The sequence below is a fragment of the Stenotrophomonas sp. NA06056 genome (assembly GCF_013364355.1).
Classification (GTDB): Bacteria; Pseudomonadota; Gammaproteobacteria; order Xanthomonadales; family Xanthomonadaceae; genus Stenotrophomonas.
In genome coordinates, this window is sequence record NZ_CP054931.1 from 3,487,685 (window position 1) to 3,503,061 (window position 15,377).

A 15,377-nucleotide genomic window follows, 5' to 3' on the forward strand; every position below is an offset into this window, starting at 1 on the left:
CGCGCATGCACATGATGGAAGAGCTCCTGGTCGTCACCACCGGTGGCACGATCGACAAGATCTATTTCGACGACAAGTCGGACTACCAGATCGGCGACCCGCAGATCGGCATGATCCTGCGCGAACTGGGGGTCACGTTCCGTTTCAACGTGATTCCGATCCTGCGCAAGGATTCGCTGCACATCAACGACGACGATCGTGAGTTGATCCGCGCGACGATCGCTGCGCAGCCCACCCGCCATGTGCTGGTGACCCACGGCACCGATTCGATGGTGCAGACCGGCAAGGTGCTGGCGACGATTCCCGACAAGACCATCGTGATGACCGGCGCACTGAGCCCGGCGCGTTTCCGTGGTTCGGACGCGGAGTTCAACATCGGCTGCGCGATCGGTGCGGTGCAGTCGCTGCCGGTGGGGGTGTTCATCGCAATGAATGGCCGGATCTTCGATCCGCAGCATGTGCGCAAGAACGTGGCGGCGAACCGGTTCGAGTCGGTTTGAGGGATCAAGGCGCGCTGTCGCGCGGATGGGTTCAGCGTTTTGGTTGCTGCTGGGTTGAGGGGGTGATCCCCCCGACGCAGGACACGCCGTAAACCCATCCCTGGGGGCTCGATGGCGCCATCCTTGGCGCCAACGGTCCTGCGTCGGGGGGATCACCCCCTCCTGACAGATCATCGCGCGCGGCCAGCAAGGTCAAGGGCAGAGCAAGAGCAAATGCACTGCTGCACATTGCTCTCTCCGCTTCGCCGCCCCTAAAAAAAACGCCCCGGCCGAAGCCGGGGCGTGCCCATGGAGAGGGGCTTGGGCTCAGTACTGGGCGTTGAGGGTCACGCCCGAGAAGGTGCTGTACGCCTTCACCCGCACGTGCCATACGCCGGCAGCGGGGCTGTTGACGGTGCAGGTCTCGTTGTTGCCGCTCAGGTACGGGCGGCAGGTGTAGACGGTGTCGGTCGGGGCACTGCCCTGGCGCAGGTACAGGTCGGCATCACCGCTGCCGCCGCTGATCGCCACGCGCAGCTGCGCGCTGCCAGCCGGGACGTTGACGGTGTAGCTGAGCGATGCGCCGCTGGCCGCGCCGAGGCCGGTGACCGGTACGTTGTTCTGCAGCACGGTGCCACCCGGGTTGGGCGTGGTGCCGTTGATCGCAGCGGTCACCGCAGCGTCGGCGTCGATGATGCCGGCGCCGCAACCACCCGAGCACGCACCCGGCAACGGACGCGCGGTGCTCTTGATGATGCTCTCCACCTGCGCCGGGCTGAGCGGGCTCGGTGCCACCGACTGCATCAGCGCGACCACGCCAGCCACGTGCGGTGCCGCCATCGAGGTGCCGTTGTAGGACGCGTAACTGGCACTGCCCGGCGTGGTGGTGCCACTGTTGAGGGTGGACAGGATGCCCTGGCCCGGTGCGGAGATGTCGATGCCGGTGCCGTAGTTGGAGAAGCTGGCACGTGCACCGGCCGAGGTGGTCGCCGCCACCGCGATCACGTTCGGGCAGTTCGCCGGGACCGACGAGGACACGTTGGTGTTGCTGTTGCCCGCAGCGACCACCACGGTGGTGCCACGGCCGACCGCGCCGTTGATGGCATTCTGGTAGGTGGTCGAGCAGCTGCCGCCGCCGCCGAGCGAGAGGTTGATGACCTCCGCCGGATTGGCGTTGGCCGGTACACCGCTGACCGTGCCGCCGGAGGCCCAGACGATGGCGTCGGCGATGTCGGAGGTGTAGCCGCCGCACTTGCCGAGCACGCGCACCGGCACGACCTTGGCATTGAATGCGGTACCGGCCACGCCAGTGCTGTTGTTGGTCACCGCGGCGACCGTGCCTGCCACGTGAGTGCCATGCCAGCTGGAGTTCGAGCCCGGGTAACCGGCCTGGCACTCGTTGTCGCCGTACCAGTCACCCTCGTCGTTGGGATTGCTGTCGCGGCCACCGCCATCGCGCGCCATCGCAGCGTCACTGATGAAGTCATAGCCGGGAAGGATGTTGGCGTTGAGGTCGGCATGGTTGGTGATGCCAGTGTCGATCACGGCCACGACTACGCCAGTGCCCGTGGCCTTGTCCCAGGCCGGGCGCACGTTGATCGACGCATTGGACGTACCGAAGCCCCACTGCTCGCTGAAGCGCGTGTCGTTCGGGGTCAGCGTCGCGCGCATGATCTGATCGACTTCCACGTATTCCACATTCGGGTCGGCGGCGAGCTTGCGCATCAGCAGTTCCGACTCGGCCTGGTCCAGCGCCCGGTCGGTCCTGACCACGGTGGCGCCGACAGCGAGCTTGCGGACCTGCTGCAGGCCCAGCGCGCGGCCCTGGCTGCTGGCGATGCCTGCAGCGGCAGTCTTCAGCGAGGATGCGAGCGCGGTGGTATTGGCCACCGGCGCACTGCCGTCGCGGAACTTGACGATGAATCGCTCGTGGGTCTGCGCGGACTGCAGGCCGCTGAGCTGGACATCACCGGCCAGCGCAGGCGTGGCCAGCAGCAGCGATGACAGAACGGACGCACCAAGGACCACCCACACACGACGCACACGCGGTTGCGTTACCTGGGACATCGGATTTCCCTTCTAATGGTAGGAATGCCGGAATCGGCAGAAGCACCGGCCTGAACCGTGGGCTGGCTTGCGTTGGCGAGGTTCGGGTCCGGCGAGCCAGCGGAGTCCCCTGAACATCCGCTGTGTTGATGACGCTAGTGGCTCAAACCGGACACCACAAGATTTTCAGCGTCTTTTCAGCAAGATGAAATGTTGGATCTGAGACTTTCCGGGTCGAGGGTTTGTGAAGGTGAAGGAACTTTCGCGCCACCTGCACAGACCTGACTGCGGAATGTCCTGTCTCGCCATGTCTTTGCTGACATCGGCGTCTGTAGATTCGGGGTCAGATCCCTTTTCCGCAGGAAAGGGATCTGACCCCAGGCTCACAACGCAGAAAGCCCGTCACGAGGACGGGCTTTCCGGAGGAGCAGCCGAGCGTCGGCTCGGCTCTACAGTTCAGTGCGGGCGATCAGCCCAGCTTGACCAGCCAGTTGTGGCGGTCCGGCAGGCGGCCGTACTGGATGTCGGTCAGTTCCTTGCGCAGCGACATGGTCACTTCGCCGGCCGGTGCGTTGATGTCGCCCACCGAGAAGCCTTCGCCCTTCAGCTGGCCGATCGGGGTGACCACCGCCGCGGTACCGCAGGCGAACACTTCGGCGATCTCACCGGAGGTCACGCCCTGCTTCCACTCATCGATGGTGACCTTGCGCTCTTCGACCTTCATGCCACGGTCGCGGGCCAGCTGCAGGATGCTCTCGCGGGTGATGCCTTCCAGGATGCTGCCGGACAGTTCCGGGGTCACCAGGGTGCCGTCCTTGTAGACCAGGAAGACATTCATGCCGCCCAGCTCTTCCAGGTACTTGCCTTCAACCGGATCCAGGAACAACACCTGCGAGCAGCCCTGTGCCTGCGCCTTCTGCTGCGGCAGCAGCGACGCGGCGTAGTTGCCACCGCACTTGGCGGCGCCAGTGCCGCCCTTGGCCGCACGCGCGTATTCGGTGGACAGCCAGATCGAGACCGGGGCGACGCCCTTGGCGAAGTACGGGCCGGCCGGGCTGGCGATCACGTAGTAACCGGCCTTGTGCGCGCCGCGCACGCCGAGGAACGCTTCGTCGCCGATCATGAACGGACGGAAGTACAGGCTCGACTCGTCGGCCGACGGCACCCAGGCACTGTCGACGGCAATCATCTGCTTCAGCGATTCGACGAAGATCTCCACCGGCAGTTCCGGCAGCGCCAGGCGCTGCGCCGAACGCTGCAGGCGACGGCCGTTGGCATCGGGGCGGAAGGTCCAGATCGAGCCGTCGGCATGGCGGTAGGCCTTGATGCCTTCGAAGATCTCCTGGCCGTAGTGCAGCACGGCCGCGGCCGGGTCCAGCTGCAGCGGACCATAGGCACGCACGTTGGCGTTGTGCCAGCCAGTGTCCTTGTCCCAACGCACTTCCACCATGTGGTCGGTGAAGTGCAGGCCGAAGCCCGGCTTTTCCAGGATCTGGGCGCGCTCTTCAGCGCTGCGCGGGTGGTCCGAACGGGTGACGGCGAAGCTGGGAATGGACTGGGACACCGGAGATTTCCTGTTCTGGTTGCGGGTAATGCCGGGCCCGCGTCACTGCGGGCCGTGGGTCAAAGCATGCCGGTTTCTAGCCGGGCGGCCTCGGACATCATGTGCTGGTTCCACGGCGGATCGAAGACCAGCTCGACGTCGGCCTCGGCCACCGTCGGGATCATTTCAAGCTTGCTGCGCACGTCGTCGACCAGGATGTCGCCCATGCCGCACGCGGGCGCGGTCAGGGTCATCTTCACGTCGATCTCGCGCTGCCCTTCGTCCAGGTGCTTGATCTCCACCTCGTAGACCAGCCCCAGTTCGACGATGTTGACCGGAATCTCCGGGTCGAAGCAGGTACGCAGCTGTTGCCACACCAGCTGCTCGACCTGCTCGTCGCTGGCATCGTCGGGCAGCTCCAGCGGCGCAGGCGCTTCCTTGCCGATGGCATCGCCATCCTTGCCGGCGATACGGAACAGATTGCCCTCGACGAACACCGAATAACTGCCACCCAGCGCCTGGGTGATGTACCCATAGCTGCCGGCGGGCAGGGTCACGGTGTCGCCCTGCGGGACCATCACGGCCTCGCAATCGCGTTCGAAGTGGACAGGTTCGCTGCTACGGGAATACATGGGGACCGATATGGGGCTGCGGCCGAAGCCACGCAAGATGGCATTCTAACGTAGGCGCCCCGCCCTCGCCGGTGCACTGCGGCAAACCACAGTATCCTGTGGGTGACCTTCAGGAGCTTCGATGTCCTCCAATGCCGCACGTGCCAGGACCGTTACCTGGCTCTGGCCCTTCATGTTGTTGCTGGCGCTGGCCACCGCCCCTCTCGCCTGGATGCTGATCGCCCTGTTCACCGGCCGTCCGGTCGGCTGGATGGCGGTACTGACGGCCCTGGAACTGGTGTTCATGCTGCGTCTGGGCACGCTCGGCCCCGGCAAGCTGCGTATCGCCCTGGTCGTGCTGGGCACGCTGCTGGTGACCGCGATCGCGAACTGGGCCATCGCCAGTGCCTGGATGGGCGGCTCGATGGGCCTGAACCCGTGGGACGCCTCGCTGCGGATGGGCCCGCACCTGGCCTGGACGCTGATCACCCTGGCCAATGGCGTGGTCGAGTGGCTGTGGCTGGCGGTGGGCGTGGTGGTCGGAGCGTGGCTGGCGCGTTGATCACGCCTGTGATGCCGTAGCTCCACGCCACGCGTGAACGTGCCTTGGTAGATCCACGCCATGCGTGGATGGGGGGTAACGCCGGTCACTGGCCGGCAGAAGCGTGCGGACCAAGGTCCGCACCCACCGGATCCAGCCAGCCCTCAATGCCCGCCGTCGAGCGCCTTCAGTTCGCTGACCAGCGACGCCGCGGCCTCTGCACCATCGCCGTACAGCATGCGCGTGTTGTCGGCGTAGAACAGCGCATTCTCGATACCGGCAAAGCCAGTGCCCTTGCCGCGCTTGATCACCACCACGTTGCGCGCGTTGACCACGTCCAGTACCGGCATGCCGTAGATCGGGCTGGCCGGATCGGTACGCGCCACCGGATTGACCACGTCGTTGGCGCCGATCACCAACACCACGTCGGTGGTGGCGAATTCGGGATTGATATCGTCCATGTCCGCGATCAGGTCGTACGGCACACCCGCTTCGGCCAACAGCACGTTCATGTGCCCCGGCATGCGTCCGGCCACCGGGTGGATGGCGAATTTGACCTTCACCCCGCGCGTGATCAGCCGCTGCGCCAGCTCCCAGATCTTGTGCTGGGCCTGGGCCACAGCCATGCCATAGCCGGGCACGATCACCACACGCTCGGCAAACCCCATCATCGCGGCCACGTCGGCAGCTTCAATGGGCTTCTGCGAACCGGAAATCGCCTGCGCCTCACCACCGGCACCACCGCCGAAATTGGAGAACAGCACGTTGCGGATCGGCCGGTTCATCGCCTTGGCCATCAACCGGGTCAGCAGGATGCCCGCTGCGCCGACCATCATGCCGGCGATGATCAGCGCTTCGTTGCCCAGCACGTAGCCTTCGAACGACACGGCCAGGCCGGTAAACGCGTTGTACAGCGAGATCACCACCGGCATGTCGGCGCCACCGATCGGCAGCGTCATCAACACGCCCAGCGCAAGCGCCAGCACGAAGAAGGCGACGATTGCCCACGTGCTGAGCGTGCTGGCAGCGATGATGCCCAGCACCACCACGGCCAGCGCCACCAGCAGGTTCATCACCTGCTGGCCCGGCCACGTGACGCGCTTGTCGAGGCGGCCGTCGAGCTTGGCCCAGGCGATCACCGAGCCCGACAGCGACACCGCACCGATCGCCGCGCCGACCACGGCCAGTACCAGCACCGTGCTGGACGGCTGGCGTGCGGCAAGGTCGGCCAGCGCCTGCGCACTCCAGTGCGAGGTATCGCGATTGGCCAGGAAGGCATAGCGCAGCAGTTCCACCGCACCGATGGCCGCCGCCGAGCCGCCGCCCATGCCGTTGTACAGCGCGACCATCTGCGGCATGTCGGTGACCGCGACCTTGCCCGCCGACCACCAGGCCAGGCCGGCCCCCAGCAGCAGGGCCACCAGGATCAGCGGGACGTTGTGCAGTTCGGGCAGGAAGAAGGTTGCCACCGTGGCCAGCAGCATGCCCAGCCCCGCCCAGCGGATACCGCTGCTGGCGGTCATCGGCGAGGCCATGCGCTGCAGGCCGAGCAGGAACAGGGTGGCGGCAACCAGGTAGCTGGCCTTGACCAGCCAATCGAGCAGTTCGACGGTGCTGATGTTCAAGCCTGTGGCTCCTTCGGTTCGTCCTTGCTGCCCTTGCGTACGCTCGGCTTGAACATTTCCAGCATGCGCGCGGTCACCACATAGCCGCCGGCTGCATTGCCGGCGCCGAGCACCACGGCAAGGAACCCCAGGATCTTCTCCAGCGGTGTCTGCGCGTGCCCCAGCACCACCATCGCGCCGATCAGCACGATGCCGTGGATGAAGTTGGAGCCCGACATCAACGGGGTATGCAGGATCACCGGGACCCGGGAAATGATCACGTGGCCGGCAATGGCGGCCAACATGAAGATGTACAGCGCCACGAACCCGTCACTCACCGGCAACGCTCCTGCTCTGTCTTCGTCGCCCCATCATAACCACGGGCTGAACCCCGCGCGCGTTCCGGTCAACCACGGCGGCGCTCACGCGTTGTCGATGGTGACCCCTGCCGAGGAATCGTACCCTGTGCTGGTGAGCAGCCCTGTCCCTTCAACCACCGATGCCGACGCCGTTCCGGCCTCGCTGGAGGTGTTCCTCGCCAGCGTCGGGCCACGCGCCTTCCGCTTCGCCGAGGCTGGCCTGCGCCAGCGTGATGACGCGCTGGATGCGGTACAGGACGCCCTGCTGCGCATGTTGGACTATGCCGACAAGCCCGCTGCCGAGTGGGCGCCGTTGTTCTGGAGCATCCTGCGCCGGCGGGTGATCGACGTGCAGCGTCGCGGCCGCTTCCGGCTGCCGTTCTGGCGCGACAACCAGGATGCGGATGGCGGCGAGATCGACTGGGCCGACCCCGGCCCGGACCCTTCGCAGGCCCACGAGCAGCGCCAGCAGTACCAGCAGCTGGTGCAGGCACTGCGCAACCTGCCCGCCCGACAGCGCGAAGCCTTCACCCTGCGCGTGCTGCAGGACCTGGACGGCGCCACCACCGCCCACGCCATGGGCTGCAGCGAGGGCGCGGTGAAGACCCATCTGGCGCGCGCCCGACAGGCGCTGCAGAATCAACTGGAGATGTACCTGTGAACCGCCCCCTGCCTTCCGATGACGCCCTGCGCAGCCTGCACGCGCAGTCGTTGCAGGCGCTGTCGCCGGCCACGCTGGCACGCCTGCGTAGTGCCCGTCACAGCGCCAGAACGGCGCACGCCGGTCGCTGGCGCTGGTGGTTGGCCAGCGCCTGTTCGCTGGTGATCGCGCTGGGCATCGGTGTCCAGTTCGTCGGCCCGGGCGAGCATCCAGGCGCTGCCACCGCGCCGATCGTGGCCGCAGAACAAGACAATGGCGCGCTGTACGACGAGAATCCCGATCTGTACCTGTGGCTGGGCGACAACGACCTGGCGATGGAGTGAACCATGTTGCGATACCCCTCCCTGCCCCTGCTGATTGCCCTGACCCTGTTGCCGGCTGCATCGGCCCTGGCGCAGACCACCGCATCGGCGCCCGCCGCGAGGCCGGTCCCAGCTGCCGTGCCGCTGCCGAACTGGGAACAGCTGAGCCCGGCCCAGCGCGAAGCACTCTTGGCTCCGCTGCGTGACCGCTGGAACGGCGCCGATCCCGCGCAGCGCCAGCGCATGCTGTCGCACGGCCAGCGCTGGCAGTCGATGAGTCCGGAAGAACGCGACAAGGCCCGCCGCGGCCTGCGCCGCTTCGAACACATGAGCCCGGAGCAGCGCGATCAGGCTCGGGCGCTGTTCGGCCAGATGCGCGACCTCAGCCCGGCCCAGCGCGATGCCATGCGCGAGCGCTGGTCGCAGATGACCGCGGACGAAAGAAAGGAATGGGTGCGGGACAACCCGCCGCCGGCGAAACCGCGGTAAGTCGCCATCCGCACGCTGGGCCCCTCATCCACGCATGGCGTGGATCTACCGTAGAGGCAACCAGCGTTGCCGGGTCAGGCCTGCCAGCGCGTTTTCGCCAGCAGCTCGTCTTCCCAGTCGAAGCCAAGCTGGCCGTCGCGTACGAACAGGGCAACGAAGTTCATCAGGTTGCGCGCATACATCTCGCTGGCCTGGGTGGCACCCCGGCTGGCCAGGCCCAGCGGGCCATCGATGGTCACACCCTGGTGCTCGATGCATGCGCCGGGCTGGGTCAGTTCGCAGTTGCCACCACTCTCGGCGGCCAGATCGACGATGACACTGCCTGCCGCCATGCCTTCAACCATCGCCGCGGTGACGATCGTCGGCGCCCGGCGCCCCGGCACGGCGGCTGTACAGACCACCACGTCCACGCTGCGCAGATGGTCGCCCAGGCGCTTCTGCTGTTCGGCGCGCTCTTCATCGGTCAGCGCCCGCGCATAACCGCCCTCGCCCGCCGCGCTTACCCCGAGGTCGAGGAAGCGCGCGCCGAGCGACTGGATCTGCTCGCGGGTTTCCGGGCGAACGTCGAAGCCCTCCACCTGCGCGCCCAGGCGGCGCGAGGTGGCAATGGCCTGCAGACCCGCGACACCGGCACCGATCACCAGCACCTTTGCCGGCCGCACGGTACCGGCCGCAGTGGTCAGCATCGGGAAGAAACGCGGAGCGCGTTCGGCAGCGATCAATGCCGCCTTGTAGCCGGCCATGCCCGCCTGCGAACTGAGCACGTCCATCGCCTGCGCGCGCGTGGTCCGCGGCAACTGTTGCAACGGGAACAGATGCAGGCGGTCATCGGAGGCCAATGCGGCCAGCGCCGGGTCGGTCGCCGGAGTCAGCAGTCCGACCACACTGGCGCCTGGCTTGAGCTGGGCCAGCACCTCGGCCGCTGGCGCCTGCACGCACAGCAGGATGTCGATCTCGGCCCAACGCCCGGCGTCGAAGGCGCGGGCACCAGCGTCGTCGTAGGCGGCATCGGTGAAACCGGCGGCCTGGCCCGCACCGGGCTGGTACCACACGGTGATGCCCAGCGCACCGAGCTTGCGCGCCGTCTCCGGCGTGAGTGCAACGCGCCGTTCGCCCAGCGCGGTCTCCTTGATCCCCAGCAACGCCACGGCCATGCAGATTCCCGCTGATCGGTGAGTGTGTCCGATCCTAGCAGGCACACGCGGCTCAGTGCAGCGTCGCGCCACCGGGGTCAAGGCGGTCGAGCACGCCCTGCATGGCGCTGTCGAAGGCGCCATCGTCAACGTGGGGACGCAGGCGACCCAACCGCACCATCACCGCCAGCTCCTCGGGCGAGGCCACGCAGAAGCGCACGCCACGACGGTTGACGAACAGCAGGCGTGCGGAAATCGGACTGATCCAGGACAGCTTGCCTGCCTGCACCTTGCCGTCCTTGTCGACGAAGTCCAGCCAGTTGCCGATCTCCATCCGACGGAAGCGATCGGCATCGGCGTTGTCGAAATCGTCGGTATTGAACGTGCTGCCCAGTTCCACCGCCGGCGTCTCCGGTGCCGGCGGCGCGGGCAGCACCACCTGCGGCAGTTCCGGCAACGCGCGCTCCAGCTCCGGTCGTGATTCGGCGATGCCCTGCAAGGTGTCGTGCAACGCATCGATGGCTACGGTGGCGGCGTCGCCATGCACGCCGACGCTGGCAAATACCTTGGCCAGCAACGGCTGCCATGCCTGCAGCCATGGCTTGCCGACGATCTTCCGGCGGGCCTCGGCCACTTCCTCCAGCAGGCCGTCGGCCAAGGTCAGCGCCTCGGCCACCGATGCCCCCTCCTCACCCTCCCGCAGCAGCGCCAGCGTGAGGTGGTGCTGCCAGGGCTGGCGCAGGAATTCGGCGATCGCGGGCGGCAGGGTGGCATCGCCGATGCGGCGATCCAGTTCGGTACCGGCACGGGTACGGGCCATTTCCAGCTTTTCCTGGCCGCGCTGGGTCTCGGCAGCCCGGCGCTCGGCGATTTCCACGCGGCGGCGGTGCTGGACCAGGAAATCGCGGAATTCTTCTTCCAGGGTCAGGAAGATTGCCAGGTTCTCGTTGAACTCGGCGACCAGCCGCTCGATGATCTCTTCCACCTTGGCCATCAGCATGCGCTCGGCCTGGCTTTCGCCAGTGTTGCCCTCGCAGGCCTCAGCCAACGAGTTGAGCAGTTTGCGTGCCGGGTGGGTCTTCTGCACGAACATGCGGCGGTCCAGCATCGCCACTTTCACGAACGGGACCACCAGGCGGCCGATCAGCTCACGCGAACGGCCTTCCAGCTCACGCTCATCGAGCATCACATCGAACAGCATGCCAACCAGGTCGATGGCATCCTCGTCCTGCGCGTCCAGCCGGGTCTGCCCTGGGTCGACGCCGAGCCGCGTGGCGCTCGACAGCACTTCGCTCTTCAGCCGCTGCGCCAATGATTCGCCGTCCTCACCGATCGCCGCACGCAGGGTTGCGCTGGGCGTGGCCTGCAGCAGCGACAGTACCGACATCATTTCGCGCTGGCTCAACGGACGATGCTGGCCAACCGCAACCTGCGCCGCCGAGGTCGCGTCATCGCGCACGTGGCGGGTCTGCTGCAGCAGTTCGTGCAGGGCTTCCAGCAGCATGCCCTGCTGGCCGGAATAGGCTTCGCCTGATGGGCTCTCTTCGCCACCCGCATGTTCATGTTGCTGCATGTGGCCACGACGCTCGGACCAGCGCGCGGCAAAACGCTGTGCCCAGGCCGGCGCAGCCTGCTCGTCGTCATTGAATTCGTTGTCGAAGCCCGGTGCCGTGCGCTGCTCGACCAGATCCTCCAGGCCATGCGGAGCGTGCTGCGTCGGGGCCGGCCCCAGCGGTCGGCGCGGGGCCCCCATCTGCGACATCACCCCGGCCGCAGCCAGGTGCTCGTCCAGCTTCTCGTAGATGCGGCCGACCGGCGCGCGCAGGTCGCGCTCGCACAGCTTGATCAGCACCAGCAGGACTTCCGGGGCCAGCTCACAGCCAGCGAAGGCTTCGTGGATGGCCACGCCCAGATGCTCCGGGCTGATCGGGTTGCGGTCGGCATCGAGCTCGATGCCGCCGCCCAGCCAGCCCAGGCGACGGTCGAGCCGCGCCAGCACCGGCTTGAAGTCACGCAGCAGCACGGTGGCGAAGTTGCGCACCGCCAACCGCGATTCCAGCACATGCTCCGGCACCAGGCTCAGGCCATCCTGCGCCTGCCCGGACAGGGTCAGCTCGGCAGAGACCGGCTCGCCCGCCGCCAGACCGTCCCAGGCATGGCCGAGATGGCCGGCAAACGCACCGGCAATCTCCTCACGGCGGCGGCGCAGTTCGCGCATCGCGTCCAGGAACAGCAACTGCGACGAGCCGGCATTGCCGGCACGGTCGAACAGGGCATCATCGAAGCGGGCCAGTGCCGCGCCAAAGGCCTGGCACAACGCCGGCAGGACGATGTCCCGGGCAAGCTGGAGCTGGGCCGGGTCACGGCCCGGCGATCCCATCGGAGTGGGCGCGCTCATCATTCGGGAAGGCTCCCCACCTTCTCTGGTGCGACAGACATCATGGACATCGCGAAGGCCGGTACACCCCATGCACCGGTTCCTCGATGGTAGGCCGGCCAGCCCATCACGGACAGTGAAACAGTCCTCACTTCAAACCTCATGAACGGCGGCCCGGCAATAGTGCGTATCGTAAGCCGTGCGGGGCCTGCGAGGCGAGGGGAAGCGGGGCTCCGTTATCCGCCAGTGGCATGATGTTCATCACAGTTTGCTATTCAAAGGTCTGACGCGGCACAAACGGCGTCATCTACCTCCCCGACTATAATCAGCGACCCGTGATGACCGGTTCAGACTCCATGCCCGACCCTGCTGCCCTGCTTGCCCTGGATGCCCGCCGCTCGGTGCCCTCGCGGCAACTGGGCGAGCCCGGACCGGACCCGGCCACCCTGCAGCGGATGCTGGCCTCGGCGGTCCGCGTGCCCGACCACGGCAAGCGTGTTCCGTTCCGCTTCCTGAAGATCGCCGGCGATGCACGTCACACTCTGGGCGACTTCGTGGCCGCGCGCAGCCGTGAGCGCGACCCGCATGCCGGCGACGCCGTGTTCGAAAAGGACCGCCAGCGCTTCAGCCATGCGCCGCTGGTGATCGCGGTGGTGACCAGCCCCCGCCCGGACCCGAAAGTGCCCGAACAGGAACAGCTGATGACCGCTGGCTGCGTGTGCTTCGCCCTGCTGCAGGCGGCCCAGGCGCTGGGCTTCGGCGCGCAGTGGCTGACCGCCTGGATGGCCTTCGATCCCGCCGTGCATGCCCATCTGGGGCTGGCCGAGGGCGAAGGCATTGCCGGTTTCATCCACATCGGCACGCCCAAGGCCGACGTACCCGAGCGCGAGCGCCCGGACCCGGCGGCCCTGCTGCGTGACTGGTTCCCGCCGGCATGAGCCTGCCGGCACCGCCGCCGCTGTACCTGGTCGACGCCAGCATCTACGTGTTCCGTGCCTGGCATTCACTGCCGGACGAATTCCAGGACAGCCAGGGCTGGCCGACCAACGCCGTGCACGGATTCGCCCGCTTCCTGCTCGATCTGCTGGAGCGCGAACGCCCCCGGCACATCGCCATCGCCTTCGACGAAGCATTGGACAGCGGCTTCCGCCATCGCCTGTACCCGGCCTACAAGGCCAACCGCGACCCGGCACCGGAAGCCCTCAAGCGCCAGTTCGTGCACTGCAAGGCGTTGTGCGCAGCGCTCGGCCTGGCGGTACTGGCCCACCACGATTACGAAGCCGACGACCTGATCGGCAGTGCGCTGCACGAGCACCGCGGCAGCCATCGCGGCGTGATCATTTCCGCCGACAAGGACCTGTCACAGCTGCTGCTCGACCATGACGAGCAATGGGACTACGCACGCAACCAACGCTGGGATGTGGCCGGGGTAAAGGCCAAACACGGTGTACACGCGCACCAGATTGCCGACTACCTGGCGTTGTGCGGCGATGCGGTCGACAACATTCCGGGCATCAGCGGTGTCGGCGCCAAGTCGGCGGCCGTGCTGCTGGCCCATTTCGGCAGCATGGACGTGCTGTACGAACGCTTGGACGAAGTGCCGTTCCTGCGCCTGCGTGGCGCGGCCCAGATGGCGGTGCGCCTGCGCGAGCAGCACGAGCACGCCCAGCTCTGGCGCCAGCTGACCACCATCGCGCTGGACGCCCCACTGGAAGGCTGCCTGCCCGGCATGCCCCGCCAGGCGGCCGATCCGGAGCTGCTCGGCGGCCTGTGCCAGACCCTGCGCTTCGGCCCCATGACCCGTCGCCGGCTGTTCAACGCCGCCGGCGTATCCGACCCTGCCCCTACTTCCAGCGAGCCCGCATGAGCCAGCGCAACACCGAAGCACCGCGTGTCGTCTACGAAGGCAAGTACCAGCGCATGGTCGTGCGCGGCACCTGGGAGTACAGCGAACGCACCCACGCCGGTGGCCTGGCCGCGATCATCATCGCCGTCACCCCCGAGGACAAAGTGCTGTTCGTCGAACAGTTCCGCGTGCCATTGCAGGCGTCGACCATCGAGATGCCGGCCGGGCTGGTCGGTGACGTCGATGCAGGCGAGTCCATTGAGGTTTCCGCAGTACGCGAGCTGGAAGAAGAAACCGGCTGGACCGCCGAGCACGCCGAAGTGCTGATGATCGGTCCTACCTCTTCCGGTGCCAGCAACGAGAAGATCGCCTTCGTGCGTGCCACTGGCCTGCGTCGCATCGGCGAAGGCGGCGGCGACGAGAGCGAGGACATCACCGTGCATGAGATTCCGCGCACGCAGGCAGCGGCCTGGCTGGTGCAGAAAATGGCAGAAGGCTACGAAGCCGACGCCAAGCTGTGGGCCGGCCTGTGGATGATCGAGCACCACCTGGACGGCCGCCCCCGTGGCTGATGCCGACCTGCACGCGCTGCCGGCGCTGCTGGATGCCGACGATCCAGCGATCTACACGATCCACCGGCCGCAGGGCGCCTCGCCGTTCCTGCTGCTGGCCGATCATGCCGGCCAGCAGGTACCGCGTTCGTTGGCCGATCTTGGGTTGCCGCAGACCGAACTGGACCGGCACATCGGCTGGGACATCGGCATCGGCGGCACCACTCGTGCACTGGCCGAGCGACTGGATGCGTGGGCGATCGAGCAGACCTATTCGCGGCTGCTGATCGACTGCAACCGGCCGCTGGTTTCGCCCACGCTGATTCCCGAGGCCAGCGACCACACTGTTGTGCCGGGCAATGCAGGGCTGTCGCCCGCGCAGCGGCAGCAACGCATCGATGCGATCCACGCGCCCTACCATGCACGCATCGCAGCCGAATTGGATGCACGCCGCGATGCCGGCCACCCCACCCTGCTGGTGATGATGCACAGCTTCACGCCGACCATGAATGGCGTGAAGCGTCCCTGGCATGCCGGCGTGCTGTACCACCAGGACACGCGCTTTGCCCACGCACTGCTGCAGGCACTGCGCGATGAAGGCGACCTGGTGGTGGGCGACAACGAACCCTATTCGGTCAACAGCAGCAGCGACTACGCGGTGCCGGTGCATGGCGAAGGCCGTGGGCTGGTGCATGTGGAACTGGAGATCCGCCAGGACCTGATTGCCGATGAAGCAGGGCAGCAGGCGTGGGCCGAGCGGTTGGCGCGTATTCTCGGCGCATTGCAGCCGCGGTTGTTGGCGTTCGGTTGACCGCATCCACGCATGGCGTGGATC

At 67.0% G+C, this 15,377-nt stretch carries 16 protein-coding genes; 9 read left to right on the forward strand and 7 right to left on the reverse strand.

The window, feature by feature from the left end:
• Positions 1-14: 14 nt before the first annotated feature.
• Positions 15-500, forward strand: coding sequence for an asparaginase domain-containing protein (locus HUT07_RS15795; protein ID WP_025879135.1), 486 nt, complete (start codon positions 15-17; stop codon positions 498-500).
• 306 nt (positions 501-806) lie between these two features.
• Here HUT07_RS15795 and HUT07_RS15800 read toward each other — a convergent pair whose 3' ends face one another.
• The 3 genes from HUT07_RS15800 to sufT all read right to left on the reverse strand — a co-directional run bounded on the left by HUT07_RS15800 (position 807) and on the right by sufT (position 4,700).
• Positions 807-2,546 (reverse strand): S8 family peptidase, encoded by a 1,740-nt coding sequence (locus HUT07_RS15800; RefSeq protein ID WP_176021696.1) that lies wholly within the window; start codon positions 2,544-2,546, stop codon positions 807-809.
• A 448-nt stretch (positions 2,547-2,994) separates the two neighbouring features.
• A complete protein-coding gene (locus tag HUT07_RS15805) occupies positions 2,995-4,089 on the reverse strand; it encodes a branched-chain amino acid aminotransferase (protein WP_176021697.1) in 1,095 nt (364 codons plus the stop codon).
• A gap of 59 nt (positions 4,090-4,148) precedes the next feature.
• Positions 4,149-4,700 (reverse strand): putative Fe-S cluster assembly protein SufT, encoded by a 552-nt coding sequence (gene sufT / locus HUT07_RS15810; RefSeq protein ID WP_025877975.1) that lies wholly within the window; start codon positions 4,698-4,700, stop codon positions 4,149-4,151.
• Positions 4,701-4,821: 121 nt separating this feature from the next.
• Here sufT and HUT07_RS15815 point away from each other — a divergent pair, with 121 nt between their 5' ends.
• Entirely contained in the window at positions 4,822-5,241 is a 420-nt protein-coding gene (locus HUT07_RS15815) for a hypothetical protein (RefSeq protein WP_176021698.1), read from the forward strand.
• A 143-nt stretch (positions 5,242-5,384) separates the two neighbouring features.
• Here the strand turns inward: HUT07_RS15815 and HUT07_RS15820 are convergent, their stop codons facing one another.
• Positions 5,385-6,845: an NAD(P)(+) transhydrogenase (Re/Si-specific) subunit beta gene (locus tag HUT07_RS15820; RefSeq protein ID WP_176021699.1), complete on the reverse strand. Its 1,461-nt coding sequence runs from the start codon at positions 6,843-6,845 to the stop codon at positions 5,385-5,387.
• Positions 6,842-7,162 (reverse strand): NAD(P) transhydrogenase subunit alpha, encoded by a 321-nt coding sequence (locus tag HUT07_RS15825; RefSeq protein ID WP_176021700.1) that lies wholly within the window; start codon positions 7,160-7,162, stop codon positions 6,842-6,844. The genes HUT07_RS15820 and HUT07_RS15825 overlap by 4 nt, the downstream gene beginning before the upstream one ends.
• A gap of 97 nt (positions 7,163-7,259) precedes the next feature.
• Here HUT07_RS15825 and HUT07_RS15830 point away from each other — a divergent pair, with 97 nt between their 5' ends.
• From HUT07_RS15830 to HUT07_RS15840, 3 genes are read left to right on the forward strand one after another with little or no spacing between them, the layout of a single operon-like run.
• Positions 7,260-7,844, forward strand: a complete 585-nt coding sequence (locus HUT07_RS15830; RefSeq protein WP_176021701.1) for an RNA polymerase sigma factor — start codon at positions 7,260-7,262, stop codon at positions 7,842-7,844.
• Positions 7,841-8,167, forward strand: a complete 327-nt coding sequence (locus HUT07_RS15835; protein WP_176021702.1) for a hypothetical protein — start codon at positions 7,841-7,843, stop codon at positions 8,165-8,167. The genes HUT07_RS15830 and HUT07_RS15835 overlap by 4 nt, the downstream gene beginning before the upstream one ends.
• Before the next feature lie 3 nt (positions 8,168-8,170).
• Positions 8,171-8,635, forward strand: coding sequence for a DUF3106 domain-containing protein (locus HUT07_RS15840; RefSeq protein ID WP_176021703.1), 465 nt, complete (start codon positions 8,171-8,173; stop codon positions 8,633-8,635).
• 74 nt (positions 8,636-8,709) lie between these two features.
• On the opposite strand, the gene HUT07_RS15845 is transcribed toward HUT07_RS15840, so the two are convergent.
• Positions 8,710-9,789 (reverse strand): NAD(P) transhydrogenase subunit alpha, encoded by a 1,080-nt coding sequence (locus HUT07_RS15845; RefSeq protein ID WP_176021704.1) that lies wholly within the window; start codon positions 9,787-9,789, stop codon positions 8,710-8,712.
• Positions 9,790-9,841: 52 nt separating this feature from the next.
• Positions 9,842-12,169: a DUF1631 domain-containing protein gene (locus HUT07_RS15850; protein WP_176021705.1), complete on the reverse strand. Its 2,328-nt coding sequence runs from the start codon at positions 12,167-12,169 to the stop codon at positions 9,842-9,844.
• A 332-nt stretch (positions 12,170-12,501) separates the two neighbouring features.
• On the opposite strand from HUT07_RS15850, the gene HUT07_RS15855 reads away from it, so the two are divergent.
• From HUT07_RS15855 to HUT07_RS15870, 4 genes are read left to right on the forward strand one after another with little or no spacing between them, the layout of a single operon-like run.
• Positions 12,502-13,083 carry a nitroreductase gene (locus HUT07_RS15855; RefSeq protein WP_176021706.1) on the forward strand — a complete coding sequence of 194 codons (582 nt, stop codon included), beginning with the start codon at positions 12,502-12,504 and terminating at the stop codon, positions 13,081-13,083.
• Entirely contained in the window at positions 13,080-14,012 is a 933-nt protein-coding gene (locus HUT07_RS15860; protein WP_176021707.1) for a 5'-3' exonuclease H3TH domain-containing protein, read from the forward strand. Before HUT07_RS15855 ends, HUT07_RS15860 begins: the two co-directional genes overlap by 4 nt.
• Positions 14,009-14,563, forward strand: a complete 555-nt coding sequence (locus HUT07_RS15865) for an NUDIX hydrolase (RefSeq protein ID WP_176021708.1) — start codon at positions 14,009-14,011, stop codon at positions 14,561-14,563. Before HUT07_RS15860 ends, HUT07_RS15865 begins: the two co-directional genes overlap by 4 nt.
• Positions 14,556-15,353: an N-formylglutamate amidohydrolase gene (locus HUT07_RS15870; protein WP_176021709.1), complete on the forward strand. Its 798-nt coding sequence runs from the start codon at positions 14,556-14,558 to the stop codon at positions 15,351-15,353. The genes HUT07_RS15865 and HUT07_RS15870 overlap by 8 nt, the downstream gene beginning before the upstream one ends.
• Positions 15,354-15,377 lie beyond the last annotated feature (24 nt).